This is a genomic window from Virgibacillus ainsalahensis, from assembly GCF_055380755.1.
Genome location: NZ_AP043943.1, coordinates 693,361 through 708,059 on the forward strand (window position 1 = coordinate 693,361; position 14,699 = coordinate 708,059).

The following is a 14,699-nucleotide window of genomic DNA, read 5'->3' on the forward strand; positions in this document are numbered from 1 at the left end:
AGATGAAGGAGGTAAACGATGATTCTATTCAATGAATCAACAAAGGAATTCCACTTACAAGCCAAAGATACCAGCTATATCTTTAAGGTGTTACGGAATAATCAGCTGGGGCATTTGTATTATGGCAAAAAAATAAGGCATCGCGATTCGTTTGCTCATTTATTTACCAGAAGAAACCGTTCAAACATCAGTAATGTCTATGAAGGGGAAGAGAGTTTTTCTTTAGAAGTTATCAAACAGGAATACCCATCTTATGGCACGACTGATTACAGAGAACCTGCCTATCAGATTTTGCAAGAAGATGGAAGTCGTATCACAAACGCTGAATATAATGGGCACCGCATCTTTAAAGGAAAGAAGCCCCTTAAAGGGTTACCGGCTACTTATGTGGAAAATAATGAGGAAGCAGAAAGCCTGGAAATTTCATTATATGATCATCTGATACATGTAGAGATCAAACTTACTTATACGGTTTATGAACAATTTAACGTGATTACGAGATCTGCCATGTTTATCAACCATGGGAAGGAAGATATGAATCTATCAAGGGCACTGAGCGCCAGCGTAGATTTCTTTGATTCTGATTTTGAAATGATCCAATTATCCGGTGCATGGTCAAGAGAAAGACATGTGACATCCAGAAAACTAACCCAGGGCATTCAGCGGATTTCCAGTACGAGAGGTTCCAGTAGTGCCCATCAAAATCCTTTTCTTGCTTTAAAAAGACCTGAGGCAACCGAGCATCAGGGGGAAGTCTACGGATTTAGCCTGGTATATAGCGGGAATTTCCTTGCACAGGTAGAAGTTGATCACTACGATGTCTCCCGTATGACGATGGGAATCCATCCATTTGATTTCAATTGGCTATTGAAAAATGGAGAAGTTTTCCAGACGCCTGAAGTTGTAATGGTCTATTCGAATGAAGGATTGAATGGAATGAGCCAAACCTTTCATCATTTATATCAAAGCAGACTCGTTCGCGGCAAATGGAGGGACCAGGAAAGGCCGGTATTGATTAATAACTGGGAAGGAACTTATTTTGACTTTAACGAGGAAAAAATTCTAAACATGGCAAAACAATCCAAGGAATTAGGGATAGAATTATTTGTGCTGGATGACGGCTGGTTTGGGAAAAGAGATGACGACACCACCTCACTGGGTGATTGGTTTACTGATGAACGAAAACTACCGAATGGAATCACAGGACTGGCGGAGAAAATTACGAAAATGGAACTGGATTTTGGATTGTGGTTTGAACCGGAGATGGTTTCTAAGATCAGTGAACTTTACGAAACCCACCCGGACTGGATTATCCATGTACCAGGACGCCATCTTTCTCATGGAAGAAATCAATATGTTCTTGATTTTTCCCGAAAAGAAGTGGTTGACCATATTTATCACAGGATGGCTACCATACTGAAGGATGCTCCAATTACTTATATCAAATGGGATATGAATCGTTATATGACAGAGATCGGTTCTGCTGGATGGCCGAAAGACAGGCAACAAGAGGTGGCGCATCGATATATTCTTGGAGTCTATGATTTATATGAAAGACTTACCACAGAATTTCCTGATATCTTATTTGAATCCTGCGCCAGTGGCGGTGCCCGTTTTGATCCAGGTATGCTTTATTATGCGCCACAAGCGTGGACGAGTGATGATACAGATGCTGTGGAACGACTGAAGATTCAATATGGTACATCTATCGTATATCCGCTTCGTTCGATGGGCGCACATGTTTCTGACATTCCAAATCACCAGGTGGGAAGGAATACCAGTCTTGCCACAAGAGCAAATGTCGCTTGTTTTGGGGTGTTTGGTTATGAACTGGATCTGACCAAAATGACGATTGAAGATAAAGAACATGTGAAAAGACAGATCAGCTTTTATAAAGAAAATCGCAAACTCCTATTAAATGGTGACTTTTACAGACTGGAAAGCCCTTTTGAAGCAGATGGAAATATAACAAGCTGGATGGTTGTTTCCAAAAATAAGGAAGAAGCACTGGCAGGACGCTTTCAGGTGTTATCTCTTCCAAATACCGGCTTGAAGCGGATTCTGTTGAAAGGACTACATCCCGACTATGAATATAACATTGCGGGACTTGAGGAAACTTTCTATGGGGATGAACTGATGCATGCCGGGTTACGGATTGACCTGTTTCCGGCTGAAGAACGTGCCAAAGATTTTTCATCACAGATTGTTAAATTAAGCAGATGTCAGGAAAGCTGAACCAGTTGCCGCGAGCGCAGAACAATCTGGCTTGAGCGCAGGACAATGCGATCTAAGCGCCGGACTAGCTGTTCCAAACGCAGAACGATCCGCCCTGAGCGCAGAACCACCTGCTCTGAAAGCTGAACCATCTGTCGCAAACGCAGCCCCACCCGTCCTAACCACGGGACGTCATCAACACCAAAGTATAATAATAAACTAGGAAATAAACAAAATGAAACTTATCCAATGCGGATGAGTTTCATTTTTTAGTTTAACGCGATATAACCACAGTAATGCAGGTGGCCTTAAATAAGGTATACTATATATAACATTATTTAATTGAAAATATTCCTTTCATTTAAAAAGGAGGTATCCGATTGGACAATGCCAGTGAATTAGAGACGCACGGTATTCGGATAAAAGAAAACAAACATGCGCAAAGAAATCTAGTGAAAGATCATTATCATCCAGTTTACCAAATATTATATGTTTTAGAGAATAAGGGTGAAATCACATTTGATCATCAAAGCCAGCCGTTTTCGCAGGACAGTTTGGCATTTATTACGCCATATTCGAATCATTCAATCACGTCTGAGAGCAAAATGACGGTGCTTGCACTGGAGTTTGATTTGAAAAAATTGGGTGCAGATATGGAAAATCTGCTGGATCAACATCAATGGAAGGAAACGAAGCAAATTGAACTGAATCTATTTGATGCAGGGAAAGTAAGGCAATTATTAAGAAGAATGCTGTATGAACAATCGCAGGGGGAGGCCATTAACCTAGTGGCAATGAAAATTTACCTTGCTGAATTATTACTTATTCTACTCAGGATCAGGAAAGAACCATATATAACGGATGCGAATATCCTGCGGGCCCAGCGGTTGCGTAAATATATTGATACGAATTATTTTGAAGTTGCGGATGCGAATGATATTTCTCAGAAACTTGGAATTAGCACACGGCATGTTAATTCGATCTTTAAAGAACAGTATGACATCACGCCAATGCAATATTTAAATGAGGTACGTATGGAAGTGGCAAAAAAATTGCTGATGGAAACAGATAATGATATTGCCTCCATTTGTTTTGAAGTTGGTTTTGAATCACTTTCTACATTCTATAGAAGATTTAAGGAATTTACCCATTTATCCCCAAATAAATACCGAATGAATCATCCGTTTTCAGAGACGGATGAATAAGAGCAGTCTGATCCTTTAATTGGGTCAGGCTTTTTTCATTTCCGAAATTGAGAATTTAATTCTTTGATTAGTAAGACTTCAAAACGAAAATCCCCTAGGCTTAAACTAAGAAATAAATCATATAGCAGGAGGATGACACATGACTACAAAAAATATTGGTATTATCATGAATGGTGTAACAGGTCGGATGGGGACAAATCAGCATTTGATTCGTTCCATTGTTGCAATTCGCGAACAGGGAGGAATTGAACTTCCTTCTGGAGATATTATTATGCCAGATCCGATTCTGGTTGGAAGACGTGCGCATCGTCTGGAAGAGCTGGCAGAAACGCATAACCTGTCGCGCTGGGCAACAGATTTGGATAAAGCGTTGGCCGATGATTATAATGAAATCTATTTTGATGCACAGACAACAGTAAGAAGAGCCGAAGCGATCCGCAAGGCAATTGCTGCAGGGAAACATATTTATTGTGAAAAACCAACCGCAACAAGCATGGAGGAAGCAGTGGAACTTGCGAATCTTGCAAAAGATGCTGGTGTGAAAAATGGGGTCGTACAGGACAAATTGTATTTGCCTGGTCTCCTGAAGCTGAAACGTCTTATTGATTCCGGGTTCTTTGGAGAAATTCTCAGTGTCCGTATGGAATTCGGTTATTGGGTATTTGAAGGTGACTGGCAAGAAGGGCAGCGTCCATCATGGAACTATCGAAAAGAAGATGGTGGCGGAATTATTGTAGATATGTTCCCACATTGGAGCTATGTCATCGATGATTTATTCGGATCCGTGAAATCGGTTTCCTTCCTTGGTGCGACACATATTCCGGAACGTCTGGATGAAAATGGAAAGGCATACAAAGCTACGGCGGATGATGCAGCATACGGAACATTTGAACTGGAAAATGGCATTATCGTGCAGGCGAATTCTTCCTGGGCAGTCCGTGTAAACCGTGATGATCTGCTTACTGTACAGGTGGACGGTACAGAAGGTAGTGCGGTTGCTGGCCTTAGGGATTGTAAAACACAGCATCGCGTAAATACACCGAAGCCTCTTTGGAACCCGGATATTGAGAATCCATTTGATTTCCAGTCCCATTGGGAAGATGTACCAGCGAACCAGGTGTTTGATAATGCATTTAAAGTACAGTGGGAAATGTTCTTGAAACATGTTGTTGCTGATGAAGCGTATGATTTGGATTTAATGGAAGGTGCGAAAGGGATTCAACTTGCAGAACTTGCCCTTCAATCTTGGGAGGAAAGACGCTTTGTTGATGTACCGAAAGTCAAAAGTAAAGTAAACGTATAGGAGGGATTGTATTGGTACAGTCGATCAGATTACCGAATAAAAACGGAGAATTATATACGTATACACCAAAAGAGCCTGTTTCGTTTGATATTCCAAAAGAAAACTTTAAAAACCGGATCGCCTATTCTGCGGCACACGTCGTAGCGGATCCTTTTGCGGATACAGACCCGATTCATAACAGTAAAATTGATTGGGATACGACATTAAAATACCGTCATCACCTGTGGTCCCTCGGTTTTGGTGTGGCTGAGGCGATGGACACAGCCCAACGCGGGATGGGGCTGAACTGGGAGCATGCCAAAGCGTTAATCAGCCGTTCGGTGAAGGAAGCGAAAGCGGTAAATGGAAGAATCGCCTGTGGGGCAGGGACAGATCATTTGGCAGCAGGCCCGGATGTGACGATTGATCAAGTAGAAAAGGCATATGATGAACAATGTGAATTTGTAGAAAAAGAAGGCGGCCGAATTATTTTAATGGCCAGCCGTGCATTGGCTGCATGTGCGAAAACACCAGAGGATTATGAACGTGTCTATCGCAATGTATTGAATAAAATCTCTCAACCGGTTATCTTACACTGGCTCGGTGATATGTTTGACCCGGCATTAAAAGGATACTGGGGCCATGAAGATATTGATCAGGCGATGGATGTCTGCTTACGGGTCATCAAGGAAAATGAAGATAAGATTGATGGGATCAAGATCTCTTTACTTGATGACCAGCGGGAAATCCAGATGAGACGCCTGCTTCCGGATAGTGTGAAAATGTATACAGGGGATGACTTTAACTATCCTGATCTAATCAAAGGGGATGAACAAGGATATAGTCATGCATTACTAGGGATATTTGATGCGATAGCACCGGCAGCGGCCAGTGCGATGCATTCACTGGATGCGGGCAATATGGAAGCCTATGATGCTGTTTTAGAGAAAACCGTTCCATTATCCCGCCATATTTTTCAAAAACCAACCTATGCCTACAAAACGGGTGTTGTGTTTATGGCATACCTGAATGGGCATCAATCCCATTTCAGAATGATAGGTGGAGCAGAGGGGCAGCGTTCCATCATGCATTTAAGCGAATTGTTTGTGATGGCAGATGATGCTGGATTACTTGGAAATCCAGAAATGGCTGCAGAGCGAATGAAGCTTGTATTAGCTCAAGCCGGCGTTTCACAACAAACAAAACAGCTGTTGTAATTGTAAAAGAGGAGGAGAAAGAGATGGAGGAAGATATCACCTTGTTGAACCGGCTCAGTTTAAATCAAATCACAACTGAACAATGGAATTTGCGTGAGGCTGTTGCTGGTTGTGAGCGGGCACAGGTTCCATGGATTTCCTTATGGCGTCATAAGATAGATGAAATTGGCCTTGCTGAGAGTAAGCGGCTTGTAAACGATGCTGGTCTGAAAATTTCCAGTCTGTGCCGTGGAGGGATGTTCCCGGCAGCAACAAAAGAAGAGCGCCAGAAGAACTTGGATGATAACAAACGTGCAGTGGAAGAAGCAGCGGAACTGGGGACAGATGTACTGGTTCTTGTTTGCGGGCCTTCACCAGATAAAAATATTGACTTATCACGCAGGTGGGTGGAAGAAGGAATCGAACAACTCGTTCCTTTCGCACAATCCCATGGAGTCAAACTGGGAATCGAACCCCTTCACCCAATGTATGCTGCAGACAGATCTGTCGTTGTGACACTTGGCCAGGCGAACAAAATGGCTGAAAAATTCACCGCTGATCAAGTCGGTGTTGTTGTAGATGTGTTCCACGTATGGTGGGACCCGGAGCTTTATGAGCAGATCGCACGTGCGAAGGGAAGAATTCTTGGATTCCATGTTTCGGATTGGAATGTACCAATTACAGATACGTTCAAAGCTCGTAAAATGATGGGCGATGGCGTGATTGAAATCCGTCGAATGAGAAAAGCAGTGGAAGAAGCAGGATATCACGGACCGATTGAAGTAGAAATTATGAATCAGGATTTATGGAATATGGCCGGTGATGATGTCCTGACCTTAATGAAAGATCGTTTCGTGAAACATGTTTAACTGATACAAGGGGAACGTGAGAATAGTTTACAGCTATTCTCTTTCCTTGTTTTTGTTAGAATGAAAGATATTAATTTGGAGGTGACGGGAGAATGAAAGGTTTATTTATTATGGAAACAAGTATGTTTGATATGGTCTATCCGGAAAAGGTAAGAAAGGAAATTGAAACATTGGCAGATATCTATGCTCCGCCAATGAGAGCGGATGAAGTCATGGAGGATTCCTCCATTTTAAAGGATGTCGATGTGCTTTTTTCCAGTTGGGGCGGCCCGAAAATCGATCAGGCTTTTTTAGATGCAGCCCCTCATTTGAAAGCAGTATTCTATGGAGCAGGCACGATTAAAAATATTATGACAGATGCGGCATGGGATAGGGACATTATGATTACAACAGCAAATGCAGCAAATGCAATCCCTGTCGCAGAATATACGCTATCACAAATTTTATTCTTAGTAAAAGATGGCTGGCGGTTAGCGTTGGATGTTAAACGAAATAAATCCTATCCAAAATGGCCGCTGACAACAATTGCCGGAGCATATGGCAGTACAGTAGGGATCATTTCCCTCAGCACGGTGGGACGTAAAGTCATTGAACTTCTGAAGCCTTTTGACATGAACGTGTTATTATATGATCCGTTTGTGAGCGAAGAAGAAGCAAAAAAATGGAATGTTGAGCAATGCGCTTTGGACGAAATTTTCGAACGTTCGGATGTAGTGTCCCTGCATAGTCCGTTATTAGAGGCAACAACAGGTATGATTCGAGGAGAACACTTTGAAAAAATGAAACCGAATGCAAGCTTTCTAAATACTGCAAGGGGAGCAATTGTAAACGAACCTGAAATGACAGAGGTGTTAAAACGCCGAGAGGACATTACCGCTGTATTGGATGTAACCAATCCGGAGCCACCTGTGGAAGAATCCCCCTTATATGAATTACCAAATGTGATTTTAACCCCACATATTGCCGGAAGTATAAGACAGGAATGTGGCAGAATGGGTGCTTATATGCTGGAAGAATTTAAACGCTATCGGAAAGAAGAACCCCTGCAGTGGCAGGTTACTAAGGAAAAATTTGATGTGATGGCTTAAAATGTGTGTTCAAAAAGTTGTTGAAATAGAAGCAAGAAGGTCGAGGCGGCGTAGTTTTGAGAATCGGAACGTATGCTTTTAGCGGAAAAACAAGCCAACGAAGAAATTCGCCGCTTATCATTAAATGACTTATTGAACAACTTCTTAAGAGGGGACCTGTTATTTGGCAGTTTAGACGAACGCAGGACGTTTGGTCGTGAGCGCAGAACAATTGAGTGTGAACGCAGAACAACCGGGGCTGAGCGCAGGACGTTTGGCCATGACCGCAGGACAACCGAGTTTGAGCGCAGGACCATCTGCCCCGACCGCCGGACCACACGCCCGGAACGCAGTACCTCCCGCCGTGAACGCCGAACCACCTGCCCTGAACGCCCCACACAAAAAAGATGCAACCCCCAAAAAGGTTGCATCTCTTGTGCCAGCTTCCGCACTGTCCTACCTAGTTTGATTCTACTGGTTTTCTCCAAATACCAAGGATAATTGCTGTAATAACGGTTCCGATAGCAAGTGCCAGCAGGAAGAATAGCGCATTATTTGCTAATGGTGTGACGAAAATGCCGCCATGCGGAGCTGGAATCGTACTGTTCCAAAGCTGTGTCAGACCGCCTGCCACTCCAGCACCGATAACGGAAGATCCGATAACACGAAGCGGATCCGCTGCAGCAAAGGGAATGGCGCCTTCTGTAATGAAGGAGAGGCCCATCACATAGTTGGTAACTCCTGATTTTCGTTCATCCTCTGTAAATTTATGCTTGAAAATGGTGGATGCCAATGCAATTGCAAGTGGTGGGACCATTCCGCCCGCCATCACTGCAGCCATTAAGCTACCATCCCCAGTATCTGTGAAAATACCGATGGAAAAGGCATAGGCTGCTTTATTAAATGGTCCACCCATATCGATGGCCATCATGCCACCAAGTAAAACACCGAGAATCACTGCATTTCCTGTTCCAAGATCTTGCAGGAAGGTAAGCATTGCTGTGTTAATTCCGGCAAAAATAGGGCCGAATATAAAGTACATTAGAACCCCTGTGATAAGCAGTCCGAATACAGGATAGAGCAGAATTGGTTTTAATCCATCCAAAGATTTCGGTAAGACGCGCAACAGGCGTTTTAGCATAATAACGACATAACCTGCCAGGAAACCGGCAATTAGTCCACCAATAAATCCGGCATCACTATTCACCGCGATTAATCCGCCAACCATACCTGGCATTAAACCTGGCCGATCGGCAATACTCATTGCAATAAAACCGGCAAAGATTGGAATAAGGAAGTTAAATGCATTGGAACCTATCTCATTTAGAAAAAGAAAGGTTTCACTTTCGCTTCCAAGCATGCTCTCAACTAAGAAGGAAATCGCCATGATAATCCCGCCGCCAATGACAAATGGAAGCATATGGGAAATACCATTCATGAGATCCTTGTAAATCGTCCCCCAAATAGATTTTGGCTTCTCGTTATCCCCGGAGCTATCTTCCTGTTGCTGTGCCTGATAAACAGGAGCATCCTGCTGAATTGCTTTGGTAATCAATTCTTCTGTTTTCTTGATGCCGTCTGCTACAGGTCTTTCCAGCACAGGCTTTCCATCAAAACGTTCCATATCGACTTTTTTACTGGCAGCTACAATGACTGCGTCTGCTCGCTTGATTTCTTCATCGGTTAACGCATTTTTCGCACCATCAGAACCATTGGTTTCCACACGAATATCAACATCCATTTCCGCCGCTTGCTTCTTCAAAGCATCTTCTGCCATATAGGTATGCGCAATCCCTGTTGGACAGGCAGTGACCGCCACAATAAAGGGCTTGTCTGCTGGAGCATCCGTTACGTTTTCAGGTGCTTTTGTTTCGCCACCCTCATCCTCATCCTCTTCTTCTTTTTCAAAAAGGCGATGCACATCTTCTGGTGTTTCTGTTTTTATCAATTGATCCACAAAATATTTATCCATTAATAAGCGGGAAAGCGCTGCGATGGTTTGTAAGTGGGTATCGTTTGATCCCTCTGGAACAGCAATCATGAAAAAGAGGAAAGCTGGCTCGCCATCCATGGATTCATAGTCGACACCCTTTTTGCTTTTGGCAAACAGAACAGTGGGTTCCTTCACCGTTTCTGTTTTTGCGTGAGGCATGGCGATTCCGTCACCAAGCCCGGTAGATGACTGTGCCTCCCGATCAAGAATAGCTTCTCTGAATTGGTTGACATCATTGATCACATCATTCGCTTGAAGGCTTGTAATCATCTCATCAATTGCAGCTTCTTTGGAGGTTTCCTGCAAGTCCAACAGCATGACATCTTTTCGCAATAAATCCGTTGTCTTCATTGTTATGTTCACTCCTTTATAGGACAATCGCCTACGATTTATACCGACGTATTTCTACTTGGTCACGTATGGCTTGAATGTCCTTTTCTTTTGCTAAATCACTTGAAAAAGCGGTCGCACTCCCAGCAGCAATTCCCGTTTGAAAGGCTTGAATCGCGTCGCTTGATTGCTTATATTCTCCAATGAATCCGGCAATCATGGAATCACCCGCGCCGACGGAATTTTTCACCGTTCCTTTGGGGGTAGTGCCCTGATATATCCCATTTTTTGTAAAAAGGAATGCGCCCTCACCAGCCATGGAAACAATCACATGTTTTGCACCGGCATCCTGTAATTTTTGCCCATATTGAAGAATTTGCTCTTTCGTATGAATGGATACATCAAATAACTGCTCTAATTCCTGCAAATTTGGTTTAACGAGCAATGGTTTATAAGGTAATGCGGCTTGTAATGCCTTGCCAGTGGTATCGATGATAAATTCCGCTTTATTTTCGATGAGGCGTTTAATCAGTTCCATATAATAATCCTCCGGCAGGGAAGGAGGTTTGCTTCCCGATAAAATGACCGTATCGGCACTTGTTATCTTTTCCATCTGGGTTAGAAGTTTCTCTGCTTCTTCCTTTTCTATCGCTGGACCGCGGGCATTGATTTCGGTTTCCGTATCCGATTTTATTTTAATATTGATGCGTGTATCTGCATGAATGGGGATAAAATCAGAAGGAATCGCATCGTTTTTCAGGGATTTTAAAATAAAATCACCGGTGAACCCACCTAAAAAACCAAGTGCCGTCGCATGTGTTCCTAATTCTTTTAGAATACGGGACACATTAATACCTTTCCCTCCAGGAAATTGCTGGCCGCTTCTACTATGATTTATTTCGCCAAGCTTCACATGGTCTGCTTGAACGACGTAATCAATGGATGGATTAAGGGTCACAGTATAGATCATTGTTTTGCCTCCAATATGGTCGTTTTTTCTTCATAGGCTTTCCGCTGGTTAGGATGCCCATTCGTTATAATAGTAGTTTCTCCAATGTCACAAACTTTTACGAAATTTACTTTGTTCCATTTTGTATGATCTGCCAGACAATAGGTTATTGCTGCATGTTCATGGGCCAATCGTTTAATTGCTGCTTCTTCTGGGTCAGGGGTGGTACAGCCAAAGGCGATATCAAGGCCATTAATTCCGAGAAATGCCTTCGTGAAGCGGTAATTTTGCAACTCCTGCAGCCCCGTCGCGCCGACAATCGCTTTGGTCGCATTTTTTAATTTCCCCCCGATTTGAATGGTGGGGATGTCTTTGTCGGCAAGCATGGAAGCATGCCATACACCATTTGTGACAACCGTAATATTTTTTGCATGTATTGATTCAATCATTGCCATCGTTGTCGTACCAGCATCTAAAAAGATCACATCATTCGCTTCAATAAGGGAAGCAGCTAATTTGCCAATGGCATCCTTTTCTTGAACGTTTTTGGATGTTTTTTCTTTATTTGATATTTCCTCATCCAATTGATATATCCGCTTGGCCCCACCATGAATCCGCTTAAGGGAACCTGCTTTTTCCAATTGGTCAAGATCTCTGCGGATTGTGGATTCGGAGCAATTTAACTCCTCCATTAAATCCTGTGATTTCACGACACCATTTACTTTTAATTGTTGTAAAATATAGGAATAACGTTCATCTGTAAGCATGATAACCCTCCTATAACATTATAATACCATCAAAATCATTCTAAAACAATCATAATGAAAACGTTTTTTGCGTGTTGGATAAATTTAAGGAGGAAGCAGGTAAGGCCACCCTCGCCTGAGGTCAAAAGCTGCGAATTCCCGCTGGTTGTTGGGAGAAAAAGTTCTCTAATGGAAAAAATGAAATTTTCTTGTATCAATATTTAAATGGGTTGGTTGAACACGATCGTCACCATTTTGAACAAATCAAAAATACTTTAAGTTATTGAACAAATGGGTGCGTTATGATAGTTAAAACAATAATCGTAATAGAATAATTGGATTGCTTTTTTTCTTCTGTGAAGCTTCAATACCGCTAAAAAAAAGCAGATCAACAAAAAGTTGACCTGCTCTTTCAATTTTAAATGGTATGATTATTCTCCGGTCATCTGATCTACTTTATCGCGGTTTTCTTCAATCCACTCGGCAGCTAAATCTTCAAAGGATGTACCGTTTTCTTCATTTTCACTTATCATTGCTTCAAGTTCATCGATGGAAATACTCCAATTCGATAGAATCTCATATGCTTCTGGATGTTCTTCTTCAATCCCTTTATAAGACAATACATAAACGTTGTCTGGCTTAAAGTATTCATCTTGACCTTCTAAGAATTTCAAGTCATTTCGTGCAAAGACAGAATGTGGTCTCCAGGCAGTGAATACAACAGGCTCTTCATTAGCGATTTTTTCTTGTACAACGGAAATCATCGCACCTTCACTGGATGGTGTTAATTTCAATCCGTGTTCTTCCAGGTTTTCACCTTCCATTAGTTCTTTTGAAATTTCAACAATGCCTGCACCTTCAGAAATTGTGTACACTTCGCCTTCATATTTGTCTGCATTTTCAATTAGATCCTCAATCGAGTCTTCTTCCACATAAGTAGGTACGACCCAGCCAAGCGCTGCATTTTCATAACTGGTGGACACTTTCACTAACTCATCTTTAAACTCTTTCCATCTGGCAGCTTCTGTATATGGTAACCATGCGTCCATAAAGAAATCAATCTCTCTTTTTACCATTCCTTCCCAAATAACCGGTTGTGAGATTTGTTGGACTTCAACTTCATATCCTTGTTCCTCTAAAATTTGTTTTGCGATTTGTGTTGGTGGTGCAGTACTTGACCACGGAGTTTGTCCGAATACAATCGTTTCTTTTTCTTCATTTACTTCTTCATTTGTTGTATTATTTTCCTCATCACCATTGCCGCAAGCAGCAAGTGTCAATAAAGATAATGTGATAAGTAACAGTAAAAATCTTTTCATTCTTGATGTCTCCTTTACTTGTGTAGTTTATTAAAAATTTCTTGCATATTTTCCGGGGTAAATTGCAAGGAATCGACTTTATCGGATTCCCATGCATCGTATTCTTCCCCATTGATACGTTTGAGTATATTTGTCGTATCATACATTTTGAGAGCATACACCCAATTTGCCATCATCATAAGTGCTGCCATATGCGACCCTTGATTGGAAGCTGTGCAGATATCTTTAACAAGGTGGATATTATAATCTCTGAAATAAGCATCAAATACCGAGGTTAATAAACAACCATCTGTCACTACTCCACCAATCACAACATTTTCCACGTTTAGACTCCGGAGTATAAGATCAAGATTTGTTTCGTAAAAAGCACTCCATCGATATTTATCAATAACAATGTCTTCATCTTGTGGTTTTATTTCATCGATAATTTCTATACTTTCGTCAGCAGAGTTGTAAAAAAACGGTGTACCATCATTGTTTAAGGGGTCACCTAAGGAAAGTCCGACTCCATCTGCCCGATTGATCTGACGTGTATAAATAATAGGGATATCCATTTCTCTAAAACCATCAATCAGTCTTTTTGTGTTTGTAACTACTTGATCCATTTGCTCCAGTCCAAAATTACTTTCCTTCTGTAAATCAATGAGGACTAAAGCTGTGTTCTGTTTATTCATGTTGCATCTCCTTCATTCTTCTGTTTTTTTGGCAGATAATTAAATATCTCCCCGGATTCCATTGCATTTGCAAGCCGCATCGTCCAATCAAAATAATGGTGAGAGTTCTTAATGAGGGCAAGGTCTTTTTCAGCCTCAGCTTTTACTTGATCATCAGAAGTATGACGCATGATATCTTCTAAAGCTGGCTCGACTTGTTCTGTAGCCTTCATAATTAAATTGCGTTCTTGCCGTATTTTGTTAACAAGGTACGTAATAAAATTTCTTAAATAATCCTTCTCTGCAACATAATGGTCTTTTCGGTCACCTTTTTTCCAAACCTTTGTAACCATATCTGTCTCTAATAATTCCCTCATGCCATTGCTTACACTTGCCTTGCTCATTGCTACCTGATCTTTTATCTCATCAAGGGTCATTGGTTCTGTGGAAAAATAGAGCACACCGTAAATTCGGCCTACAGATGGGGTAACCCCATAGATAACCATGGACTGTGCTATCGCGCTGATCATAATGTCTCTTGCTTGTTCTACTGATTCCAGCTCATTAGACAATAATACCAACCTCATTTTGTTTAGTTTGTTTAAGTTATATTAAATATATTAAATTAATTGAACGTAAAAATCAACCGTCTCTTTGAAAAAAATGAAAATTGGAGAGATATATCGAAACCGATTTCGTGATAAAAATGATTTGGAAAAATGAAGTATAATGAATAGAAGCAGTTTTCGAACATAGTGGTAAGTGGGATGCAAGTAAATGTTAATAGTTAAATACAGAGTTTGTAACAAAATATCCTTCAGCTAAATGGTGCTTTAATACAGCAATTAGATCGTCGATACAGGGCCTTATTCAACG

At 41.6% G+C, this 14,699-nt stretch carries 12 protein-coding genes; 6 read left to right on the top strand and 6 right to left on the bottom strand.

Features of this window, described 5'->3' with window-relative positions; genetic code table 11:
• Positions 1–18: 18 nt before the first annotated feature.
• From ACZ427_RS03205 to ACZ427_RS03230, 6 genes are all read left to right on the top strand, one after another.
• The gene (locus tag ACZ427_RS03205) at positions 19–2,235 is read left to right on the top strand and encodes an alpha-galactosidase (protein WP_461178278.1); all 2,217 of its coding nucleotides are present in this window, start codon (positions 19–21) and stop codon (positions 2,233–2,235) included.
• A 359-nt stretch (positions 2,236–2,594) separates the two neighbouring features.
• Positions 2,595–3,419, top strand: coding sequence for a helix-turn-helix domain-containing protein (locus ACZ427_RS03210; RefSeq protein ID WP_461178279.1), 825 nt, complete (start codon positions 2,595–2,597; stop codon positions 3,417–3,419).
• Positions 3,420–3,558: 139 nt separating this feature from the next.
• Positions 3,559–4,722 (top strand): Gfo/Idh/MocA family protein, encoded by a 1,164-nt coding sequence (locus ACZ427_RS03215; RefSeq protein ID WP_461178280.1) that lies wholly within the window; start codon positions 3,559–3,561, stop codon positions 4,720–4,722.
• A gap of 11 nt (positions 4,723–4,733) precedes the next feature.
• Positions 4,734–5,918, top strand: a complete 1,185-nt coding sequence (locus tag ACZ427_RS03220; RefSeq protein WP_461178281.1) for a dihydrodipicolinate synthase family protein — start codon at positions 4,734–4,736, stop codon at positions 5,916–5,918.
• A 23-nt stretch (positions 5,919–5,941) separates the two neighbouring features.
• A complete protein-coding gene (locus ACZ427_RS03225) occupies positions 5,942–6,766 on the top strand; it encodes a sugar phosphate isomerase/epimerase family protein (RefSeq protein WP_461178282.1) in 825 nt (274 codons plus the stop codon).
• Positions 6,767–6,858: 92 nt separating this feature from the next.
• Positions 6,859–7,854, top strand: coding sequence for a hydroxyacid dehydrogenase (locus tag ACZ427_RS03230; protein ID WP_461178283.1), 996 nt, complete (start codon positions 6,859–6,861; stop codon positions 7,852–7,854).
• Between the two features lie 439 nt (positions 7,855–8,293).
• Here ACZ427_RS03230 and ACZ427_RS03235 read toward each other — a convergent pair whose 3' ends face one another.
• The 6 genes from ACZ427_RS03235 to ACZ427_RS03260 form a co-directional block, all read right to left on the bottom strand.
• Positions 8,294–10,177 carry a PTS fructose transporter subunit IIABC gene (locus ACZ427_RS03235; protein WP_461178284.1) on the bottom strand — a complete coding sequence of 628 codons (1,884 nt, stop codon included), beginning with the start codon at positions 10,175–10,177 and terminating at the stop codon, positions 8,294–8,296.
• 31 nt (positions 10,178–10,208) lie between these two features.
• Positions 10,209–11,126, bottom strand: coding sequence for a 1-phosphofructokinase (pfkB, locus tag ACZ427_RS03240; RefSeq protein ID WP_461178285.1), 918 nt, complete (start codon positions 11,124–11,126; stop codon positions 10,209–10,211).
• The gene (locus tag ACZ427_RS03245; protein WP_461178286.1) at positions 11,123–11,872 is read right to left on the bottom strand and encodes a DeoR/GlpR family DNA-binding transcription regulator; all 750 of its coding nucleotides are present in this window, start codon (positions 11,870–11,872) and stop codon (positions 11,123–11,125) included. The genes pfkB and ACZ427_RS03245 overlap by 4 nt, the downstream gene beginning before the upstream one ends.
• Before the next feature lie 410 nt (positions 11,873–12,282).
• Positions 12,283–13,170 carry a glycine betaine ABC transporter substrate-binding protein gene (locus tag ACZ427_RS03250; protein ID WP_461178287.1) on the bottom strand — a complete coding sequence of 296 codons (888 nt, stop codon included), beginning with the start codon at positions 13,168–13,170 and terminating at the stop codon, positions 12,283–12,285.
• A 14-nt stretch (positions 13,171–13,184) separates the two neighbouring features.
• The gene (locus tag ACZ427_RS03255) at positions 13,185–13,844 is read right to left on the bottom strand and encodes a cysteine hydrolase family protein (RefSeq protein WP_461178288.1); all 660 of its coding nucleotides are present in this window, start codon (positions 13,842–13,844) and stop codon (positions 13,185–13,187) included.
• Positions 13,841–14,395 carry a GbsR/MarR family transcriptional regulator gene (locus tag ACZ427_RS03260; protein WP_461178289.1) on the bottom strand — a complete coding sequence of 185 codons (555 nt, stop codon included), beginning with the start codon at positions 14,393–14,395 and terminating at the stop codon, positions 13,841–13,843. Before ACZ427_RS03260 ends, ACZ427_RS03255 begins: the two co-directional genes overlap by 4 nt.
• Positions 14,396–14,699 lie beyond the last annotated feature (304 nt).